At 58.7% G+C, this 21006-nt stretch carries 18 protein-coding genes; 10 read left to right on the forward strand and 8 right to left on the reverse strand.

The features are described 5' to 3' along the window. The first annotated feature begins 246 nt into the window (after positions 1-246). Positions 247-1008: an NAD kinase gene (locus GOW09_RS14860; protein WP_253283451.1), complete on the forward strand. Its 762-nt coding sequence runs from the start codon at positions 247-249 to the stop codon at positions 1006-1008. A gap of 240 nt (positions 1009-1248) precedes the next feature. Here the strand turns inward: GOW09_RS14860 and GOW09_RS14865 are convergent, their stop codons facing one another. The 4 genes from GOW09_RS14865 to GOW09_RS14875 all read right to left on the reverse strand — a co-directional run bounded on the left by GOW09_RS14865 (position 1249) and on the right by GOW09_RS14875 (position 7319). Next, the gene (locus GOW09_RS14865) at positions 1249-2700 is read right to left on the reverse strand and encodes an amidase family protein (RefSeq protein WP_171119410.1); all 1452 of its coding nucleotides are present in this window, start codon (positions 2698-2700) and stop codon (positions 1249-1251) included. Positions 2701-2789: 89 nt separating this feature from the next. Further along, a complete protein-coding gene (prpE, locus tag GOW09_RS14870; RefSeq protein ID WP_171119411.1) occupies positions 2790-4679 on the reverse strand; it encodes a propionate-CoA ligase PrpE in 1890 nt (629 codons plus the stop codon). 10 nt (positions 4680-4689) lie between these two features. Beyond that, the gene (locus GOW09_RS22365) at positions 4690-4881 is read right to left on the reverse strand and encodes a hypothetical protein (RefSeq protein ID WP_217360281.1); all 192 of its coding nucleotides are present in this window, start codon (positions 4879-4881) and stop codon (positions 4690-4692) included. 164 nt (positions 4882-5045) lie between these two features. Further along, on the reverse strand, positions 5046-7319 hold the full coding sequence (locus GOW09_RS14875) for an NADP-dependent malic enzyme (RefSeq protein WP_171119412.1): 2274 nt from the start codon (positions 7317-7319) through the stop codon (positions 5046-5048). A gap of 185 nt (positions 7320-7504) precedes the next feature. Between GOW09_RS14875 and GOW09_RS14880 the strand changes: the two genes are divergently transcribed. The 7 genes from GOW09_RS14880 to upp all read left to right on the forward strand — a co-directional run bounded on the left by GOW09_RS14880 (position 7505) and on the right by upp (position 13892). Continuing rightward, complete coding sequence (locus GOW09_RS14880) at positions 7505-8209, forward strand: hypothetical protein (protein ID WP_171119413.1); 705 nt, start codon at positions 7505-7507, stop codon at positions 8207-8209. Next, entirely contained in the window at positions 8172-9275 is a 1104-nt protein-coding gene (locus GOW09_RS14885; RefSeq protein ID WP_171119414.1) for a cupin domain-containing protein, read from the forward strand. The genes GOW09_RS14880 and GOW09_RS14885 overlap by 38 nt, the downstream gene beginning before the upstream one ends. 68 nt (positions 9276-9343) lie before the next feature. Continuing rightward, complete coding sequence (locus tag GOW09_RS14890; RefSeq protein WP_171119415.1) at positions 9344-9760, forward strand: cytidine deaminase; 417 nt, start codon at positions 9344-9346, stop codon at positions 9758-9760. A 4-nt stretch (positions 9761-9764) separates the two neighbouring features. Continuing rightward, a complete protein-coding gene (locus tag GOW09_RS14895) occupies positions 9765-11072 on the forward strand; it encodes a thymidine phosphorylase (RefSeq protein WP_171119612.1) in 1308 nt (435 codons plus the stop codon). Further along, positions 11069-12280: a phosphopentomutase gene (locus GOW09_RS14900; RefSeq protein WP_171119416.1), complete on the forward strand. Its 1212-nt coding sequence runs from the start codon at positions 11069-11071 to the stop codon at positions 12278-12280. The genes GOW09_RS14895 and GOW09_RS14900 overlap by 4 nt, the downstream gene beginning before the upstream one ends. After that, positions 12277-13263, forward strand: a complete 987-nt coding sequence (locus tag GOW09_RS14905; protein WP_171119417.1) for an adenosine deaminase — start codon at positions 12277-12279, stop codon at positions 13261-13263. Before GOW09_RS14900 ends, GOW09_RS14905 begins: the two co-directional genes overlap by 4 nt. Beyond that, entirely contained in the window at positions 13260-13892 is a 633-nt protein-coding gene (gene upp, locus GOW09_RS14910) for a uracil phosphoribosyltransferase (RefSeq protein ID WP_171119418.1), read from the forward strand. The genes GOW09_RS14905 and upp overlap by 4 nt, the downstream gene beginning before the upstream one ends. A 6-nt stretch (positions 13893-13898) precedes the next feature. Here the strand turns inward: upp and GOW09_RS14915 are convergent, their stop codons facing one another. After that, the gene (locus GOW09_RS14915; RefSeq protein ID WP_171119419.1) at positions 13899-14912 is read right to left on the reverse strand and encodes a hypothetical protein; all 1014 of its coding nucleotides are present in this window, start codon (positions 14910-14912) and stop codon (positions 13899-13901) included. 159 nt (positions 14913-15071) lie between these two features. Between GOW09_RS14915 and GOW09_RS14920 the strand changes: the two genes are divergently transcribed. Further along, positions 15072-15995, forward strand: a complete 924-nt coding sequence (locus GOW09_RS14920; protein WP_254442747.1) for a DMT family transporter — start codon at positions 15072-15074, stop codon at positions 15993-15995. Positions 15996-16276: 281 nt separating this feature from the next. Beyond that, entirely contained in the window at positions 16277-17050 is a 774-nt protein-coding gene (locus GOW09_RS14925) for a Hint domain-containing protein (RefSeq protein WP_367396931.1), read from the forward strand. Positions 17051-17106: 56 nt separating this feature from the next. Here the strand turns inward: GOW09_RS14925 and GOW09_RS14930 are convergent, their stop codons facing one another. From GOW09_RS14930 to GOW09_RS14940, 3 genes are read right to left on the reverse strand one after another with little or no spacing between them, the layout of a single operon-like run. Further along, complete coding sequence (locus GOW09_RS14930; protein WP_171119421.1) at positions 17107-19308, reverse strand: 3-hydroxyacyl-CoA dehydrogenase NAD-binding domain-containing protein; 2202 nt, start codon at positions 19306-19308, stop codon at positions 17107-17109. Next, on the reverse strand, positions 19301-19789 hold the full coding sequence (locus GOW09_RS14935) for a cupin domain-containing protein (RefSeq protein WP_171119422.1): 489 nt from the start codon (positions 19787-19789) through the stop codon (positions 19301-19303). The genes GOW09_RS14930 and GOW09_RS14935 overlap by 8 nt, the downstream gene beginning before the upstream one ends. Further along, a complete protein-coding gene (locus GOW09_RS14940; protein ID WP_152457420.1) occupies positions 19789-21000 on the reverse strand; it encodes an acetyl-CoA C-acetyltransferase in 1212 nt (403 codons plus the stop codon). Before GOW09_RS14940 ends, GOW09_RS14935 begins: the two co-directional genes overlap by 1 nt. Positions 21001-21006: the final 6 nt, after the last annotated feature.

The following is a 21006-nucleotide window of genomic DNA, read 5'->3' on the forward strand; positions in this document are numbered from 1 at the left end:
GATCGAGCCAAAAAGCTCGGGATCACGATCAGAAAGGGACTGGGTGAAAAATCCGGTATCACGAAGATTGGCGTTCATGGGCGCTCCACATGGCTGGGTAAAAATCTTGCGGATTTCCTATCGGAAACGCCACATTCGCAAAAGGCTTAAAGCGACGATTTGGCCCGCTGCGGCGTCAAGACTGGCCTATCGGGGAAAGGTATGTTTGTTTCGGAACCAAATGTGCAGCACCGGAAACCGGAAAACATGAAAAAAAGAATCGCCTTTCTTGCCAGTGAGGTCAAAGTGGCGCAAACGGCCCGGGATGCTCTGGTGTCCAAACACGGTAATGTGGCGCCCCGCGATGCAGATGTTGTGGTTGCTCTTGGGGGTGATGGCTTCATGTTGCATACCCTGCACAACATGCAGCATCTTGATACACCGGTATACGGGATGAACCGTGGCACAATCGGGTTTCTGATGAACGCGTATCACGAAGACGACCTGATGGCCCGCCTGGAGGATGCCGAGGAAGAGGTCATCAATCCGCTGGCGATGCGGGCGATGGATCAGTCCGGAAAGCTGCACGAGGCGTTGGCGATCAACGAAGTGTCATTGTTGCGGGCAGGCCCGCAGGCCGCGCGGCTGAAGATCAGCGTTGATGGCCGCGAGCGAATGGATGAACTTGTATGCGATGGAGCGCTGCTGTCCACAGCAGCGGGGTCCACGGCGTATAATTACTCGGCACACGGGCCTATTCTGCCGATTGGCTCGGACGTTCTCGCGTTGACCCCAATCGCCGCATTCCGCCCCCGCCGATGGCGTGGTGCCTTGCTGCCAAAAATCGCGAAGGTACGGTTCGATGTGCTGGATGCGGACAAGCGACCCGTTATCGTTGCCGCTGATTCCGTAGCTTTCCCAGACATTGACTGGGTCGAAATCCGGTCCGAGCCTACGATTTCACATCGCATTCTTTTCGACCCCGGGCACGGTTTGGAAGAACGACTGATTTCCGAGCAATTCACATAAAATTGCGTCTCTGTGAGGATTTTTTGAAACTGTGTGAAGCAGTTCACAGGGAATCTATTGGCAATTGGCTAATGTGAAATTGCCCGGAGAACACGCCAAGGTGGGAGTGAGTGGCCACCTGAACGGCGTATTCGAATGATTGCGCAGATTTTGCGCTGGCGAGGGTGGGTGGTGCTACGCTCGTCATCAGAAATCCGGGCTTATTTTAGCAGTCGGGCCCCGGGTACAATGTCCCGGGGTCTATTTTTTGCAGCCGCCCAGCAACTCTGATTTTTCCCAAAGCGGCAGGCACATTTGCCCCACGCGTGCCTCGATTGCCGCGGCCGCATCCGCCGCCAGATCTTCGCGCCAACGCTGTGCCGCAATCTGAACACTGATCGGCTGTGGGCCCTTAGGCAATTCAGCCAGCCGGGCCGGGACACATGCTGCAGGCAGGCCCAGAAAGTTCATCGCATAGGAATAAACGGCGCACCCCAGAACCTCATGCACTCCATCGGCGCCTTCGGTGTCCCGGTCAGGTTTGAAGAACGGTTGTGGCAGGAAAGGCGACAGCACCAAAGGGTAATCCTGCAAAAACAGGGACCATTCCCGCGCATAGTGGCTTCGTTTGGCCAGCATCCGAACCATCTCGGTTTCGACAATTGGCGGGAATTCCTGAAAATACACCGCAAAGATATTCTGAATCGTTTTCGAACCAGCGGCTTCGATATCTGATTTCATAAGCGTCAGCACTTCGCCCATCAGCGTACGATAACCGATTCGACCGCATTCAAAAACGTCAGGCGGGTCAATCTCTTGCACCATATAGCCCGCATCGGTCAGTGCGTCCCGTGCCGTGTCTAGCGCTTTCTCGACCTCGGGGTGCAAGGCATAGCCGAATGTGTTCTTGGTGAAGGCTACCTTGACGGGCGCGTCGGGATCAGGACCACGCCAGGGCATCGGCACGTGAAACGGGTCACGCGCGTCGGCGGTGATCAGGCTGGGCATGGACAGATGCAGGTCAGCGGCCGACCGGGTAATCAGGCCCTGAACTGACATCGACTGCGCCAGCAAACCGCGTTCGACCTTCTGGCTTGGGTTCCATGCCGGGACACGCCCCAGCCCGGGTTTCACCGTCACGGCTCCGTTGGCCGCCGCGGGAAAGCGCAGGCTGCCGCCGATATCGTTGCCGTGGGCCAGCGCGCCGATTCCGGCCATGACCGCAGCGCCAGCCCCACCGGAAGAGCCGCCGGGCGAGATATGCCGCCCCCAGGGGTTGTGCGTACGGCCATACAGCGGATTGTCCGTGTCGGCGCGGAAAGAGAACTCGGGCGTGTTGGTCCGCCCGACAACAACAGCCCCGGCCTTTAGCAGATTGCTCACAACCGGGGCGTCATCCGGTGCAATCACATCCTTCAATGCGACGACACCGTTGGTTGTCGCGTGGCCTTTTTGGTCAACGTTCACCTTGATCGTGACCGGCACGCCATGCAGCGGACCCGTCGGTTTGCCGCCAGCCCGCGCATTGTCCAGCGCTTCGGCACGTTCCAACGCTTGCTCGCGCAGGTCTTCCACAACCGCATTCAAATCCGGGTTGACCTCATCCATTCGCTCGATCGAGGCCCGAACCGCCTCGGTCGCACTCAGGTCGCCGCGTCTTGTCAGGGTGGTCAGGTCTGTGGCGCTGAGACGCCAGATATCGGTTTGTGTCATGGGTCCTCACTGTCTTAACGTGACAGTAGAGGGGCTGCTTCCGGTTGCAAGAGAAGACAAAAAATGGGCGGCTAATGCCGCCCCTCGGGTTACTTGGCGTAACCGATTGTCTGCAAGGCCTCTTTGATCTCGTCAAGAATGGCTGGATCATCGATCGTTGCAGGCATTTTGTAATCCTGACCGTCTGCAATCGACACCATCGTACCCCGCAGGATTTTACCCGAACGTGTCTTGGGCAACCTATCGACGACGACGGCCAGTTTGAAGGCCGCCACCGGGCCGATCTTTTCCCGCACCATCTTGACGACCTCCTGAACCACGTCGCCATGATCCCGATCAGCGCCGGCATTCAGGCACAGGAACCCAACGGGCATCTGACCCTTTAGCTGATCCGATACACCGATCACCGCGCATTCGGCCACATCCGGGTGAGCGGCAAGCACTTCTTCCATCCCCCCGGTCGACAGACGGTGGCCCGCGACGTTGATGACATCATCGGTGCGGGCCATGATGTAAAGATATCCGTCCTCGTCGATCATACCGGCATCGCCGGTTTCATAATACCCGGGGAAATGTTCAAGATAGGATTTCCTGAACCGCTCCTCGGCGTTCCACAAGGTCGGCAGGGTGCCCGGAGGCAAAGGCAGTTTGACCGCGATGGCCCCCAGTTCGCCGGCTTTCATCGGGTGGCCGCCTTCGTCGAGAATTTGCACGTCATAGCCGGGCATCGGTTTCGCGGGCGAACCCAGCTTGATCGGAAGCTCTTCGATGCCCAGCGGATTTCCGGCGATGGCCCATCCGGTTTCGGTCTGCCACCAATGGTCGATCACCGGAACCTTCAGCGCATCCTGCGCCCAGATGATGGTGTCGGGGTCAGCCCGTTCCCCCGCAAGATACAGTGCCCGCAGATGAGACAGATCATACTTGGCGATCAATTCGCCTTTGGGGTCTTCTCGTTTCACGGCACGGATCGCCGTAGGGGCGGTGAAGAAGCTTTTCACCTTATGTTCAGAGATCACGCGCCAGAAGGTTCCCGCATCAGGGGTGCCGACCGGTTTGCCTTCGAACACAATCGTCGTGTTCCCGTGGATCAGGGGGGCGTAGCAGATGTAGGAATGTCCAACGACCCAACCCACATCGGATGCCGCCCAGAATACATCACCGGGATCAACGTTATAGATGTTCTTCATGGTCCAGTTCAGTGCCACCAGATGCCCGGCAGTGGGGCGCACGACGCCCTTGGGCGCCCCCGTGGTGCCCGAAGTGTACAGGATATACGCCGGATCGTTTCCGTCGACGGGAACACATTCCGCCGGTTCGACACCGTACTGGAACCCGTGCCAGTTGTAGTCGCGCCCTTCGATCAGCTGAGCAACTTCTTGTTCGCGCTGAAAGATGACGCAGAAATCCGGCTTGTGCTCGGCAAGTTCGATGGCGCCGTCCAGAAGCGGCTTGTAGTGCACGACCCGGCCAGGTTCCATACCGCAGGACGCCGCAATGACGGCTTTGGGTTTGGCGTCGTCGATGCGGACCGCCAGTTCATTGCTGGCAAATCCGCCGAACACTACGGAATGCACAGCGCCCAGACGTGCGCAGGCCAGCATCGCCTCAAGCGCCTCGGGGATCATCGGCATGTAGATGATGACGCGATCACCTTTCTCGATGCCTTTCGCCCGCAGCGCGCCGGCAAGATTGGCCACGCGGTTGCGCAGCTCGACATATGAAATCTCGCGCTTGGTATGGGTGATCGGGCTGTCATAGATGATGGCGGTCTGCTCGCCGCGCCCGTTTTCCACGTGGCGGTCCACGGCGTTCCAGCAGGTATTGACCCGTGCGTCGCTGAACCATTCGTACAAGGGCGCGTTGTCGTCGAACAGAGCTTTGCTGGGTTCTTTGACCCAATCGATCCCCTTGGCTGCGTCCATCCAGAACGCCTCGGGGTCTTTCTTCCAACTGTCATAAACGTCCTGATACGCCATCTCGTCCTCCTCACAACGACTTGGTCTTTGTGTTAGGACCCAGAAAACTATCGGGCAAGCGCGTCAAATGACGACGCGTCAGTTTATCGCAAAATATTTGCAGTAATTCGCGCAACGACTTGCAAATTTTTGCAAACTTCTTTCTCACCATTGGATTTTCTGCGCCGAAGAGGCCATTTTGCAAACTTGCAAACTCGACCATGCAAAAGATCACGTCCAAGGCGAGTCGGCACAATGCCAATTCGCCATTCTTCCGCGTGCCCCAGGGTTCCCACGGAGATGCCACGACATATAGCCGTCAAAGTGTGAGAATTGTGTTAACCGCACCCCCGCGGGGGATGCGGTTCATGGTGTCGGGCAGCCGGTTTACCCGTAATGTGCCACCGGCGTCCCCGCGATGGCAGCCATGTTCAGCAATCCGCGTGCGGTAATGGATGGGGTGACGATATGTGCCTTGTTGCCCATTCCCATCAGAATGGGGCCGACTTCGATCCCGTCCGCTTTCATTTTCAGGATATTGCGCACGCCGCTGGCCGCATCCGCATGGGCAAAGATCAGCACATTTGCCGCGCCCTGTAGGCGTGAACCCGGAAAAATCCGCGCCCGAAGATCCGCATCAAGGGCCGCATCCAGGTTCATTTCGCCTTCATAGACAAAGTCGCGCGGTTTCTGGTCCAGGATGTCCAATGCGGCGCGCAGGCGTTTTCCCGATCCTTCCGCCTGATTGCCGAATTGCGACTGCGAGCAGAACGCGATCTTGGGTTCGATCCCGAATCGGCGAACATGCCGCGCGGCGCCAATGGTCGATTCGGCCAACTCCTCCGGCGTCGGCAATTGCCGGACATGCGTATCGGCGATGAACAGGGGGCCGTCTTCCAATATCATCAGCGACAACGCGCCGTGCGGACGCAGGTTGCCATCGTCAAGCACCTGTTCAACATAGTTCAGATGCCAGCGATATTCGCCGAACGTGCCGCAGATCAGACTGTCGGCCTCGCCCCGATGCACCATGATCGCGCCGATGGCGGTTGTATTTGTGCGCATGATCGCCTTGGCCAGATCCGGGGTCACACCTCGGCGCTGCATGATCTGATGATACGAGCTCCAGTAATCGTAATAACGCGGATCGTTTTCTGGGTTCACGATCTGGCAGTCTGTGCCCGGGCGAATGGTCAGGCCCAGTTTTTCGCATCGGGATTCGATGACTTCGGGACGTCCGATCAGGATCGGCGTTTCCGTTGTTTCCTCAAGAATGGCTTGTGCAGCCCGCAGCACCCTTTCATCTTCGCCTTCGGCAAATACGATGCGACGGGATGCGACGGCTGCCGCCTCGAATACGGGGCGCATCAAAAGCGCCGACTTGAAAACCGACTGGTTGAGTTTTTCCTTATAGGCCTCAAGATCCTTAATGGGGCGCTTTGCGACGCCGCTTTCCATGGCTGCCTTGGCAACGGAAGATGAGACGACACCCACCAAACGCGGATCAAAAGGTTTTGGAATCAGGTAATCCGGCCCAAAGGTCAATTGCTCGCCCTTGTAGGCGGCTGCCGCCTCGGCGCTTGTCGTCGTGCGGGCCATTTCCGCAATGCCGTCGACGCAGGCGATCTGCATTGCGTCATTGATCTCGGTCGCGCCCACATCCAGAGCACCCCGGAAGATAAACGGAAAGCACAATACGTTGTTGACCTGATTGGGAAAATCGCTGCGCCCCGTGGCGATGATCGCGTCAGGTGCAACCTCACGCGCGGCCTGAGGCAGGATTTCTGGCGTTGGGTTGGCCAGTGCGAAGATGATCGGACGATCGGCCATTTTCTGAACCATTTCAGGCTTCAGGACATTCGGGCCACTAAGGCCCAGAAACAGATCCGCACCGCCGATGACATCTTCCAGAGTCCGCAATTCCGTTTTCTGCGCAAACTGCGACTTGTGCGGGTTCATATCCTCGGCGCGCCCCTCGTAGACGAGCCCGTGAATATCGCACAGCCAGATGTTTTCCTGTTTCACACCCAGTTTCACCAGCATGTTCAGGCAGGCAATCCCAGCAGCCCCGCCGCCGGTTGATACGACTTTGATGTCCGCAAAGGATTTCCCCGCCACATGCAAAGCGTTCTTGGCCGCGGCCCCGACGACAATGGCGGTTCCGTGTTGATCGTCGTGGAAAACGGGAATGTTCATGCGCTCGCGGCACAGCTTTTCGACAATGAAACAATCCGGTGCCTTGATGTCTTCCAGGTTGATGGCCCCGAATGTCGGTTCCAGCGCGCAGACGATATCCGCCAACTTTTCCGGATCAGGCTGGTCTACTTCGATATCAAAACAGTCAATGCCAGCGAATTTCTTGAACAGGACGGCTTTGCCCTCCATCACTGGTTTCGAGGCCAGCGCCCCGATATTGCCCAGACCAAGAACCGCGGTGCCGTTGGATACCACGGCGACAAGGTTGCCGCGCGCCGTGTACTTTTCCGCGTTTGCGGCGTCGGCTTTGATTTCAAGGCTGGCCTCGGCCACGCCGGGCGAATAGGCGCGCGCCAGATCGCGACCGTTGGCCATCGGTTTCGTGGCCTTGATCTCAAGTTTTCCGGGTTTCGGATGGGCGTGATAGTCAAGCGCGGCCTGTCGCAGGCTGGGGGTGTCAGACATTGAAGTTTCAGTTCCCTCTTAGAATTTGATTTAACATTAAACTATTCGTCCAAGCTTGGCTACGTTGCGTAATTTTGCCGACGTGGCGCAGTTGCACACCCGAAATGGGTTGAATTTTGACATATTTTTTTTACATCTAGGCAACTTTGCGAAACGAACAAACACTCAGGCAAGACGAAGCAGTAATGACTTTCAAGGCAAATGATCAGGTCGATGGCCTGTTCTCCGGTTCTGTGGCGGATACCGGAGTTGTGCGGCTAACCCTTTCGTTTGCGGTGCTGTCAGGTGTTGTGCTTCTTGGTGCTGTTGGCATCTGGCCAGAACAGGCACTGGTTTTCAATCAGGAAGGCGGGTTGTTTGAAACAATTTCCGCGGCGTGTTTGTTTGCAGCGGGTGTGGCCGCTTTGTGGCGATATCCGGGTGTCACCCGGCTGTATATCGGGCTGACATTACTGTTGTTGGCCGAGCGAGAGCTGGAAGCAGGCGTTTATCCTGAAGGCAGCTTGCCGTTCATGATCCTTGACGGGCTGGATTCGGTGCTGGACGTCACTCTGGTCAGGGTCTTGCTGGCCTGCGTTGTCCTGGGCGGTGTCATGTGGCATGGGATCCCGACGGGATGGCGTGCTGTCAAGCGGCGCGCGCCTTTTATGATCGTGTTCATTGCGGCCGGCTGTCTTGCCGTCATCGCTCAGCTTCTTGAAGAATTCACCGGGCTGCACGGCGAAGCTTTGTCGTCAGTTATGAAGGCGCGGCTTTTCGTGATGGAAGAAACGCTCGAGATGTTCTTTTCGATTGGCATTTTGGCCTCTGTTCTGATCGGATGGTCAAAATCGAGTTCTGACGAGACATCTCATGACAAAGACATCCGAGCCTTCCCGGACCCAAGCTGAATTTCGTTTGCCTACCCAGGAAATTCGAAACGACATCCCCTTTTATACCAAGATGTTGGGGATGCAGATGGACATGATCTATCCCGCGGACGATCCGCGCGTCGCAGTGTTTTCAGGGCACGGTCTGCGGCTGCGGATTGAAAAAGACGCGCCCGAAGGTCCGGGAACATTGCGCATCCTGACAGATGACCCGGAAAGCTTTGCAGATGGCCAACGCGTTCTTGTCGCGCCGAATGGGACCCGGATCGAAATCGAAGAGCGTAACCCGCCGCTGGTGATGCCTGAAACGGTTCATTCCTTCTTGGTGCGCAGGCTCAAGGATCAGGCGCCATGGATCATCGGTCGGGCGGGGATGCACTATCGCGATCTGGTGCCGGATCGTCTGGGCGGATCGATCATCGCCAGCCATATCCGCATCCCGGACGGGGGTCCGGTGCCCGATATGGTGCATTTTCACAAGGTTGGGTTCCAGCTGATATTCTGCATTCATGGCTGGGTGGATGTCGTTTACGAGGATCAGGGAGAAAAAATGCGCCTGACCGCAGGGGATTGCTTTATCCAGCCGCCGGAAATTCGTCATCGCGTGCTCGAGGCGTCAGACAATGTTCAGGTCATCGAGATAGGTGTGCCAGCGGAACATGTCACGGAAATCGACCATGACATGCAGCTTCCCACGCCGCATTTTCGCCCGGACCGTGAATGGCAGGGACAACGCTTTGTCTTCAACCAGGCCAAGGGCGCTGAATGGGTGCCATTCCGTCTTCCAGGTTACATCTGCCGCGATACGACGATTGCCGAGAACACCAAAGGGGTCGCTGGCGTCCAGGTCGTCCGCAAGGGGCAGGGCGATACCGAATGGGCCAGTCACGATACGGACATTCACTTTACCTTCGTGATGAACGGGGCGGTCACGCTGGAAGGCGAGGGGCGCGAGCCCTACCGGCTGGAGCAAGGTGACGCCTTTGTCATCCCGCCCGGGATGCGCACGCGCTTGTCCTCGCCCTCGGACAACATCGAGTTGCTGGAAGTCACCTTGCCCGGTACGTTCACGACAACACTGGGCTGACTGAAAAATACTGGCTGGGGGCTTCAATTCCTCGACCATTTTGCTTAACGATCCAAATTTCTGACCAGATGATCAAAAAACGGGGAATCGCCATGTCGCTCAAAGACGCCGCCTTGTCAGTCCGCGAAAACGCCTATGCGCCTTACTCGAATTTCAAGGTTGGTGCAGCGCTTCGGGCTTCGACGGGTCAGATCTTTTCCGGGTGCAACGTTGAAAACGTGGCCTATCCCGAAGGCACTTGTGCCGAGGCCGGCGCAATCGCCGCGATGGTCGCCGCAGGAGAGCAGGAACTGACCGAGGTCTATGTGGTCGCCTCCAGCCCTCAGCCTGTGCCGCCTTGCGGTGGGTGTCGCCAGAAACTGGCCGAGTTTGGCAAGCGCGACGTGAAGGTTACTCTGGCAACCGTGGACGGTTCCGAATTCGAGACAACCATCGGGGATTTGTTGCCGGGCGCATTCGACGCGTCACACATGGAGGATGTCTGAACGCATGGATGCCCGCTCGATCATAGCAAAACTGCGCAGGCAGGAGGTGCCCGGTCGCGAGGAATTGATCTGGTTTGCGCAGGGGCTTGCGGATAGAAGCGTCAGCGACGCGCAGGCCGGGGCATTCGCCATGGCTGTCTGCATGGGCGGATTGGGCCCTCGGGGGCGTGCGGATCTGACGATTGCGATGCGCGACAGCGGTGACGTTCTGACCTGGGACGTGGACGGGCCGGTGATCGACAAGCACTCGACCGGAGGGGTCGGGGACAGCGTCAGCCTGGTTCTTGCTCCGGCGTTGGCGGAATGTGGGGCGTATGTCCCAATGATCTCGGGCCGGGGTCTTGGGCATACCGGCGGAACGCTGGACAAGCTTGAGGCGATACCGGGGGTCAGCACTCAGATCGGGCAGGACCGTCTTGCGCAGATTTTACGCGATACCGGCGCGGCCATCGTCGGGGCGACGGGCCAGATCGCGCCGGCAGACAAGCGCCTTTATGCAGTGCGGGATGTGACCGCGACGGTCGAGAGCCTGGATCTGATCACAGCGTCGATCCTGTCCAAGAAACTGGCCGCCAGCCCGGATGCACTGGTTCTGGATGTCAAAACCGGCAGCGGTGCTTTCATGAAAACGATGGAAGATGCCCGCAAATTGGCCACCGCATTGACCCAGACCGCAAACGCAGCAGGATGCCGCACGTCGGCGGTGATCACGGATATGAACCAACCATTGGCCCCGGCGTTGGGCAATGCCTTGGAAGTCGCGGAAGTGATGAAGGTGCTGACCATGTCGAATGCGTCCCCTTTGGCAGACATTTCCGCCGAGCTGGGGGGGGTCCTGCTGACCGATGCAGGAATGTGCGGAACGGTCGAGGAAGGGCGTGAGAAGATCTTTGAAATCATCCGTGACGGCCGCGCTGCCGAACGGTTCGGGCGCATGATGGCAGCGGTCGGTGGCCCGGTTCAGTTTGTCGATACCTGGGCCCGGTTCCTGCCTGAGGCGAATGTCATCCAAGAGGTTCCGGCCCCGCGGGACGGCTTCATCTCGGCCGTTGACGGAGAAGCTCTGGGTCTTGCCGTGGTTGCGCTGGGCGGTGGCCGTCAGGTCGAAAGTGATGAGATCGACCCCGCCGTCGGGATATCCAGTATTCTTCGGCTTGGGGACCGCGTGTCAAAAGGCACGCCGATTGCAGTGATCCATGCTGCTCGGGAAGATGCAGCGCGCCGAGCCGCGGAAACCGTGCTGAGCGCGATTGAGATCAGCGATACGGCCCCGGCGCTTCCGGATCTGATCCACGAAAGGATCAGCGTATGAGCCGTGCATTTCTCGTCGTCATGGATTCCGTTGGAATAGGCGGTGCGCCTGATGCCGATCGTTTTTTCAATGGCGACGTCCCGGATAGTGGAGCAAATACGCTGGCCCATATCGCGCAGGCCTGTGCCGAAGGGCGGGCCGAAGACGGGCGCTCGGGCCCCTTGAACCTGCCGAACCTCGACGCGCTGGGTTTGGGTGCGGCTGCGCGGCTGGCGTCTGGGGACGCAATCCCCGGATTGAACGCGAAACCCAATGGGCTGTGGGGCTGCGCGCGCGAGCATTCGCCCGGCAAAGACACGCCCTCGGGCCACTGGGAACTGGCAGGTCTGCCGGTGCCGTGGGATTGGCACTATTTCCCGGATACGGTTCCGGTTTTTCCTGCGGACCTGAGCCGCGCAGCGGCCCAGGCCGCCGGGACCGAAGGCATCCTTGGCGATTGCCATGCCTCGGGCACGGCGATCATCGCCGAACTGGGTGCCGAGCATATGCGAACCGGCTGGCCGATTTGCTACACCTCAGCTGACAGTGTGTTTCAGATCGCAGCCCATGAGGAGAGTTTCGGACTGGACCGTTTGCTGGACATGTGCCGCGCACTTGCACCGCGCTTGCACGAGATGAAAGTGGGCCGTGTCATTGCGCGCCCCTTTGTCGGCTCGCCAGAGGCGGGTTTTGAACGGACTGCCAACCGCAAGGATTTCGCCATTCTGCCGCCCGCACCGGTTCTGACCAATTGGGTGCAGGATGCCGGGCGGAAGGTGCACGCGGTGGGCAAGATCGGCGACATCTTTTCCATGCAGGGTATCGACACGCTGCGCAAAGGGTCGGACGCTGAACTCATGCGGCACCTTTCAGATCTGGTGGATGACGCCGAAGAGGGCAGCCTGACTTTTGCCAACTTTGTTGAATTCGACAGTCTTTACGGCCACCGTCGCGATATCAGCGGCTATGCCCGAGCGTTGGAATGGTTCGATCACGAGATCGGCAAGATTCTGGCCAGGCTGCGCCCCGGCGACTTGTTGGTGTTGACCGCCGATCATGGCAATGATCCCAGCTGGACCGGGACAGATCACACACGTGAACAAGTGCCGGTTCTGATTTCCGGGTCGGGCACGGGGCAGATCGGCCAGGTAGACTTTGCCGATATTGCCGCCAGCATCGCCCATCACCTGAACATTCCGGCGCAAGGGCCGGGAAGGAACTTTCTATGAGCGTCGCCGATCTGCCGAAAATAGAACTGCACCTGCATCACGAAGGCGCCGCCCCCCCGGCATTCATACGTCAGCTTGCGCATGAAAAACGGGTGGACCTGAGCGGTATCTTCAAGCCGGACGGATCCTATGATTTCCGCGATTTCGCGCATTTCCTGAATGTGTATGAAGCTGCTTGCGAAGTCCTGAAGACGCCCGAAGACTTTCGGCGGCTGACATTGGCCATTCTCGAAGAAAGCGCCGAAAACGGTGTCGTCTATTCTGAGACTTTTCTGAGCCCTGATTTTTGTGGCGGCGGCGACCTGCACGCCTGGCGGGACTATCTGAACGCCATTCAGGACGCGGCGGACGAGGCAGAGCGCAAGTTTGACATCACCTTGCGCGGCGTCATTACCTGTGTGCGCCATTTCGGCCCCGATCAAGCCAAGCGCAGCGCCTATTGCGCGGCAGAGACTGCGGGCGACTGGATCACCGGTTTTGGCATGGGTGGAAACGAATCCGTTGGCACTCAGGGCGATTTCAAATGGGCGTTCGATTGCGCGCGCGAGGCCGGCCTGCGGCTGACGACACATGCCGGTGAGTTCGGAGGTCCGGAAAGCGTGCGAGATGCCGTCCGTGATCTGGGGGTCGAGCGCATCGGGCACGGTGTTCGCGCCATTGAGGATCCGGACCTTGTTCGCGAACTGGTCGACCGGGACATCACTCTTGAGGTCTGTCCGGGATCGAATGTGGTTCTGGGGCTTTTCCCGGATTTTGCGACACATCCAATCGCGGCCTTGCGTGATGCGGGCGTGAAAGTCACCGTCTCAACGGATGACCCGCCATTTTTTCACACGACCATGCGGCGGGAATATGAAATGCTGAACGCAGCTTTCGGCTGGGAGGCCGAAGATTTTGCGGCCCTGAACGAAACCGCCCTGGAAGCGGCCTTTTGCGATGACGCTACCCGTGCACGGGTCAAGAAGAGACTGGAGAAAACATGAGCGAACATCTGACCATCGTCGATCACCCTCTGGTGCAACACAAACTGACGCTCATGCGGGACAAGGGCACCTCGACCGCCGTGTTCCGGCAGTTGCTGCGCGAAATAACGCTGCTGCTGGCCTATGAGGTCACGCGCGAAATTCCGTTGACCACGCGCCATATCGAAACACCGATGGAAGAAATGGATGCACCCATTCTGGCGGGCAAGAAAATGGCGCTGGTGTCGATCCTGCGTGCTGGAAACGGGATGCTGGACGGGGTGCTGGAGCTTGTTCCTTCTGCGCGTGTCGGCTTTGTCGGTCTGTATCGCGACGAACAAACGCTTAAGCCCGTGCAGTATTACTTCAAGGCACCCGAGAGCCTGAAAGACCGTTTGGTTATCGCGGTGGATCCGATGCTGGCCACCGGCAACAGCTCGGCTGCGGCGATTGACCTGCTGAAAGAGGCGGGGGCGACGGATATCCGCTTTCTGTGCCTGTTGGCCGCGCCGGAAGGTGTGGCGCGTATGAAAGAGGCGCACCCGGATGTGCACATCGTCACCGCTGCACTGGACCGCGAGCTGAACTCGAAAGGCTATATCATGCCGGGTCTGGGCGATGCGGGCGACCGGATGTTTGGAACCAAGTAAACCGGCTTATTCACCGCATATGTTTTGCAGCCGGACCCAATCACGGTCCGGCAACACCTGTTCCAGTGTCCGGCCGGCCATGGGATCAGCCTCGATCAGGCCCAATACTGACTCTCCGGTAATATCCTGAGCATAGGCGTAAGGGGTGGAAGGCAGGGCGCTTTGCGAGAACATCGCCAGCAAGTCTTCGTCCGGAAGGGAAGGTCGGGGCTGCGAGAGGACCTGTTCGGTATAGGTGTCGATGATCTCAGGTGTCAGTTCCCCGGTCGTCAACAGCCGAAAGGCCGAGGCCGCCCCGGTTCTGTCCAGCAGATCATCCAGCGGGTCGTTGAGCGCCGTCCGCGCGCGCTCTGCAACAACATAGCCTGCTGCGACAGCAGGGTCTTCGTGATCTTCAACCAGCGCCCGGTTCAACAGAACGGTGCCACCCGGCAAGCTGAGGCTGTCCTGAACGCCGGCGGGCAGAATAACGATCTGCCGTACGCCCGTACGACTGGCCAACCGATCCAGTGAAGCCTGCGCATCCACAGACGTGCAGGCCGGGCCCGAGACGCGCTCGATCCGCCGCAAAATTGTGTCTCCGATCTCCTGTCGTTTGATTTCGGGCACGACCGAGACAACATGGTTTTGCAACGCACCGGGCAGCCAAAACAACAATACCGCCAGAACCGCGGCCACAACGCCTCCGAGGCTCATCCAGCGTAAACGACCGGGATGAGGACGAGAGCGTTCGATGGCACGTTGCAGTCGGTCGATCGCTTCAAGCATCGTGGTTTCGGATTCTCCCAGTTCCAGTGTCTCATCCGGATCGCCGTCGGGGCAAAAAACAGCCGGAAAGACACCGGGGTTCTGCCGTTCAAGCGCTGCCAAAGACCAATGCGTCAAAGCCCTGTCATTGAAATCGGAAATGGTCAGGGTGGCCTTGCCAATCGATACCACAACTTCGCGCCGCTGTTCATCGGGCGAAGGGCGCCACAGACCGGTGGCTTCGATCCGCTGGTACTGTTTCAGGGCCGTCATCTGGTTGGGGTCTGCTCGAAATTGTTTTGCCACAGCTTAGCATGGTGAAATCGCCGGGCGCAAACCTGTTGCGCAGGTATTCCGATTTGTGCTGGATACCCGTCAGGAAAAAGATCGTCGATCTTTGATCGCAAAAAAGGCGCGAACATGCAGCAAGACATGACCACCTCTCCGGTGCTGGCTTCGGTCCTTATGGTGGCTGCAATGGCAATCATCGGCGTGATCGACAATGTTGTGATCCTGCTGGCCGAGACGGTCGGGCTGTGGCAATTCCATTTCATGCGTGCATTGCTGATGCTGCCGCTGATTGTCGGCCTGTCCCTTATGGGGCTGGGCGGGCTGAGGCCGCAACGGTGGGGAGCGGTCATCTTACGCAGTCTTCTGATTACGACGGCCATGTTTTTCTATTTTGCGTCGCTGTCGATGATGCCGATTGCGCAAGCCCTGGCAGGGTTGTTCACCTCGCCGATTTTCGTGCTGTTGATTTCGTCCATAGCGCTCGGGCAAAAGATCGGGCCGTGGCGCATTCTGGCCGTTCTGGTCGGTTTTTCGGGCACTCTTCTGGTTTTGCAGCCAAACCCGGTTGCATTTGACATGCGTTCGGTTTTCCCGGTTGCCGCTGGTTTTTTCTATGCCTTGAGTTCGATCATGACGCGGACATATTGCGCGCGTGAAAGCACGGTAGCGATGCTGGCAGCCATGGTCATTACCCTTGGGCTGTCAGGGGCCGTGGGTGCCGCCTTGTTCACAGTTGCACCCGTTGCCACGCTGGACGGGCCGGACGGCTTTGTTACACGGGGTTGGGTCTGGGAAGTGGGGCCCGCGCTGCAATGGATTGTTGTTCAGGCCGTCGGGTCGACGATTGCCGTCTTCATGCTCATCAAGGCCTATCAGGTAGGCGAGACCTCTTACGTGGCCGTGTTCGAGTATTCGGTGATGATCTTCGGGCCGCTCTTTGCATTCGTCGCACTGGGTCAGGCCCTTGATTTGATGCAAGTGTCCGGGATTGTCCTGATCGCGGCGGCAGGGGTTTTGCTGGGCTGGCGGGCCAGGCGGTCATCCACCCAGCAGGAACTTGCCTGACACGTACACCAGCGCACTACCAACGGATTTTGCGCGCTGCAACCTCACAAGGGGGGGCATTTCAACGGATCAGGTGTAGATGGATTCGTAAGATCCATGCATGCTGACCGTTTCGGGATTTGCACAAAAGCCTGTTTATGCCTTGTGAGTGTTTACCAAATCACCTTGGGAACGCGCTGAGACGGTCCAAATTGGGCATAAATATGTCCGAAATAAGACAGCCCCGGTATTTGATGCTAGCTGTTTTGCATAGTGAGTTTGTGCCAAAGGGGGTTAGGCACGTGTCTGAAGTTACGAGTATTTCTGTTTATCTTGATCAATCGTCCGATACTGATCCATCCGGTTTGAACCACGCGGTGAACGCGCGCCGTGGTGGTTTTTTGAACGGCACGAAGGTTGCGACAACCAGTGGGTGGAAACCGGTTGAGCGCATTGCAGTCGGCGATCTGGTCCGAACTCTGGATCACGGGTTCAAAGAGGTGCGCCGCATCTCGACAAGCGTCGTGGTCATTCCTGCCGAAGAGCGCCGTTCCGAGTATTTGCCGGTTTTCGTACCGGCACGCGCCGCGTATAACGGGCGCCCCGTTTGGCTGATGCCCGAACAGGGCATTGCTCTGAACCTGTCGCAGATTGATGCCGATGTCAGCGGATGTTCCGTCGTATCCGCAAGACTGCTGAATGGCGTGGGTCGGTTTATGTCGCAGGCACCGGGATCGTCGTTTGAGGTCCGTTCCCTGTTCTTCGACGAAGATCAGGTGATTTTTGTCGAGGGCGGCCTGCAAGCTTACTGCCCTTCCGGCCTGTTCAACATGCGCGGCAGGGTCAGCGGGGCTGGTTACGATGTCGCCGATGAAGAGACCGGCACAAAGCTGGTCAACCTGATTGCAAGCAGGGGAGATATGTCAGCCCTTGCCAACCCATTGGGTGCCCTGCCTGCACCCATTCCGCAGGAACCGATATTTCCGATCCGTCCGCCCTCTGGGGTCAGGCGGCCGGGTCGACCGGGGCGTCCAAACGCGCCGGTGCTGTTTCTGCGGCCCGAATGGCAGATCTAACCAAACACTGACAAAAACGATGCAGGCGCGTGATCTCACGCGCCTGCGTCACTGATTCAGGCAGCCTTTGCTTCGGGGTTGAAACGCCCGTAGAAGGTTTGACCCTTTTCTGCCATCTCACGCAGCAGCGGCGGGCAGGCAAAGCGTTCGCCATACTTCTCGGCCAGCTGATCACATCTTTCGGCTGCGTAGGGCGTACCGATTATGTCGAGCCAGCTGAGCGGACCACCGGACCACGGCGCAAAGCCCCAGCCCAGAATGGCGCCCACGTCGCCTTCACGGATGTCTTCCAGCACACCTTCTTCCAGCGCCCGAACCGCTTCCAGAACCTGAGCGAACATCAAGCGCTCCTGTACCTCGATCAGGTCGGGCTGGTCTTTGGCAAGCGGATACTTCTCCTGAAGACCCTTCCAGTATTCGACGCGCTTGCCTTTTTCGTCATAGTCGAAGAAGCCGGCGTTTGCCTTGCGGCCCAGGCGGCCCTGTTCTTCCATCCAGAAGATCAGATCGTCCGAGGGGCTTTCCGGATAGGCATTGCCCATGGCTGCCTTGGTCGCACGGGCGATCTTGGCGCCCAGATCAATCGAGGTTTCATCGGTCAGCTGGATCGGACCAACCGGAAAGCCCAACTGACGTGCGGCGTTGTCAATCAGCACGGGGCTCACGCCTTCGGTGATCATCCGTGCGCCTTCGTTGATGTACGGAATGATGCAGCGATTGGCGTAGAAGAAGCGCGCATCGTTGACCACGATCGGCGTCTTGCGGATCTGGCGCACGTAGTCGAGCGCCTTGGCAACGGCGCGATCACCGGTTTCCTTGCCCTTGATGATCTCGACCAGCAACATCTTCTCGACCGGTGAGAAGAAGTGGATGCCGATGAATTGGTCGGGACGCACGCTTGCCTTGGCCAGATCGGTGATCGGCAGGGTCGAGGTGTTCGAGGCAAAGATGCAGTCCTCGGGGATGATTGCTTCGACCTTTTTTGTCATCTCGGCCTTTACGCCCATGTCTTCAAACACGGCTTCGATGATCAAGTCACACCCTTTCAGATGGTCCAGATCCGGTGTCGCCGTGATGCGGGCCAGCATGGCCTCTTTCTTTTCGGCCGTGACCTTGCCGCGCTTGATACCCTTGTCCAGATAGGTTTCGGTATAAGCTTTGCCTTTGTCGGCCGCCTCCTGATCGCGGTCGACTAGAACGACTTCCATGCCAGCTTGGGCCGAAACCAGCGCGATACCGGCCCCCATCATGCCAGCGCCCAGAACGCCGATCTTCTTGACACGCTGATCGGGCACACCTTTCGGACGGACCGCGCCTTTTTCAAGCGCTTCCTTGTTGAGGAACAGTGACCGGATCATCGCCGACGAGGACGGGTTCATAAGAACGTTGGTGAACCAGCGGGCTTCAATTTTCAAAGCGGTGTCAAAGTCGACCAGCGCGCCTTCATAGATCGCGCTCAGAAGGGCTTTGGCCGCGGGGAAGGCGCCTTGTGTTTTCCCGTGAACCATGGCGCTCGCGCCCACGAAGGTCATGAAACCGGCAGGGTGGTAAGGCGCGCCACCGGGCATCTTGTAGCCCTTCGCGTCCCAGGGTTTCACCAGATCAGCGTCCTTGGCATTCAGAACCCATTCCTTGGCTGCGGCAACCGGATCGTCGGCAACCGCGTCGATCAACTGCGCGCCCTTGGCCTTGGCCGGGTCCATCATCTTGCCTTCAAGCAGTACGGGGGCCGCCGCCATGGCGCCCACCATGCGGCTGTAACGGATGGTGCCGCCGCCGCCGGGGAAGATGCCCAGCAGGATTTCGGGCAGCCCGATCTTGGACTTTGGATTGCTTGTCATGACGCGGTGATGGCAGGCCAGTGCGATCTCAGTCCCGATCCCGGCGCAGGTTCCGTTGATCGCGCAGGCGATGGGCTTGCCACCTTTCTTGGTTTTGGGGTCCATGCCCGCCAATTCCAGCTTGCGCAGGATGTGATGCCCGCCCATGACGAAATCAAACAACGCCTGCGCAGGTTCGTCCCCGGCTTCCTGACGGATAGTGGCCAATGTGTTCAGGTCCATTCCGCCGGCAAACGAGCCTTCCTTGCCCGAGGTAATGACAATACCTTTGATCTCGTCGTCGCTCAGGGCCTGATCAATCAGTTGGCTGACTTCTTGAAAAGCCTCGCGGGTCAGCACGTTCATGGATTTTCCCTGGGCGTCCCAGGTCACAAAGGCGACGCCGTCCGCGTCTTTGGTCAGAGTGAAATCAGTCATTGTCATCTCCAATCTGGTCAGCCGTCAGCGGGCTGCCGTCTTTCCGGGTGAAAGAGAATCCGTTTTCATCATCCTTCACCATCATGTCTATGTCGCTGTAATAGCCGGTCTCGGTCGGGGTCCGTGTGCCCACCACCAGAAAGGTCGCGGGCGCATCGGTCTTGTTCACAAGGTGGTGGCCATTGGCCTCACCAGCGGGCCAAGCGGCGCAGTCACCGGGCAGCATCTCATGCTCACCATCGTCATCGATCAGCACGCATTTGCCGCTGAGCATGATGGCAAACTCGTCCTGCTCCATATGGTAGTGGCGCAGCGACGAGAGGCCCTGAGGCTCCAGCCGCACGATGTTGACCCCGTACTGGGTCAGCCCGCCCGCTTCCCCGACGCGCTGCACGAAACGACCAGCGGTCGCCTCGGCCAGCTTGCCCGGATAGGACGAGCCCCCCTTGAACGGGATCTGAGAGAGATCCAGCTTGGGCATCAGACCCGCTCGATAATCGTTGCCGCACCCATGCCGGACGCAATGCAAAGCGTGGCCAGACCGGTTTCCTTGTCCTGACGCTCCAGTTCATCCAGCAAGGTGCCGATGATAATCGCACCGGTTGCGCCCAGCGGGTGACCCATCGCGATCGATCCGCCGTTGACGTTGACCAGCGCCGGATCGACGTCAAAGGCCTGCTGGAAGCGCAGCACGACCGAAGCAAAGGCTTCGTTGACTTCGAACAGGTCCAGATCGCTGATCTTCATGCCGTTGTCGGCCAGGATCTTCTCGGTCACAGGAACCGGGCCGGTCAGCATGATGGTCGGGTCGGTACCGATCTTGGCGGTGGCCTTGATGCGGGCGCGGGGTTTCAGGCCGTATTTTTCACCAAATTCCTTGTTGCCGATCAGCACGGCCGCAGCCCCATCCACGATGCCCGAGCTGTTGCCCGCATGGTGGATGTGATTGATCCGCTCAAGATGTGGGTATTTCAGCATCGCCACCTTGTCGAAACCGGGCATCTGCTCGCCCATCATCTGGAAGGATGGGTTTAGGGCGCCAAGGCTTTGCATGTCGGTGCCCGGGCGCATGTACTCGTCGCGGTCCAGAATGGGCAGGCCGTTCTGGTCTTTGACCGTGATGATCGACTTTTCGAACCGGTTTTCCGCCCAGGCTTCCGCCGCGCGCTTTTGCGATTCAACTGCCAGAGCGTCAGCGTCATCGCGGCTGAACCCGTATTCCGTGGCAATGATGTCGGCCGAGATGCCCTGCGGCACAAAGTAGGTCTCCATCGCCAGAGAGGGGTCAACGGCAATCGCCGCCCCGTCGCTGCCCATGGGAACACGGCCCATCATCTCGACGCCACCTGCGATGTAAGCGTCGCCCGCGCCGCCCTTGACCTGGTTTGCGGCCAGGTTCACGGCTTCCATCCCGCTCGCGCAGAAGCGGTTGATCGCCAGGCCGGGGATCGACTGGTCCAGATCCGAGGCCAGAACCGCCGAACGTGCCAGACAGCCGCCTTGCTCCATCACCTGCGTGACGTTGCCCCAGATCACGTCCTCGACGGCGTGGCCTTCCAGGTTGTTGCGTTCCTTCATCGCGTTCAGGGTCAGGGCGGACAGACGTACCGAGGTCACCTCGTGCAGGCTGCCATCCTTGCGGCCCTTGCCGCGCGGGGTGCGCAGGGCGTCATAAATATAAGCTTCGGTCATGGGTCT

This window comes from Ruegeria sp. HKCCA5463, from assembly GCF_013034175.1.
Lineage (GTDB): Bacteria > Pseudomonadota > Alphaproteobacteria > Rhodobacterales > Rhodobacteraceae > Ruegeria.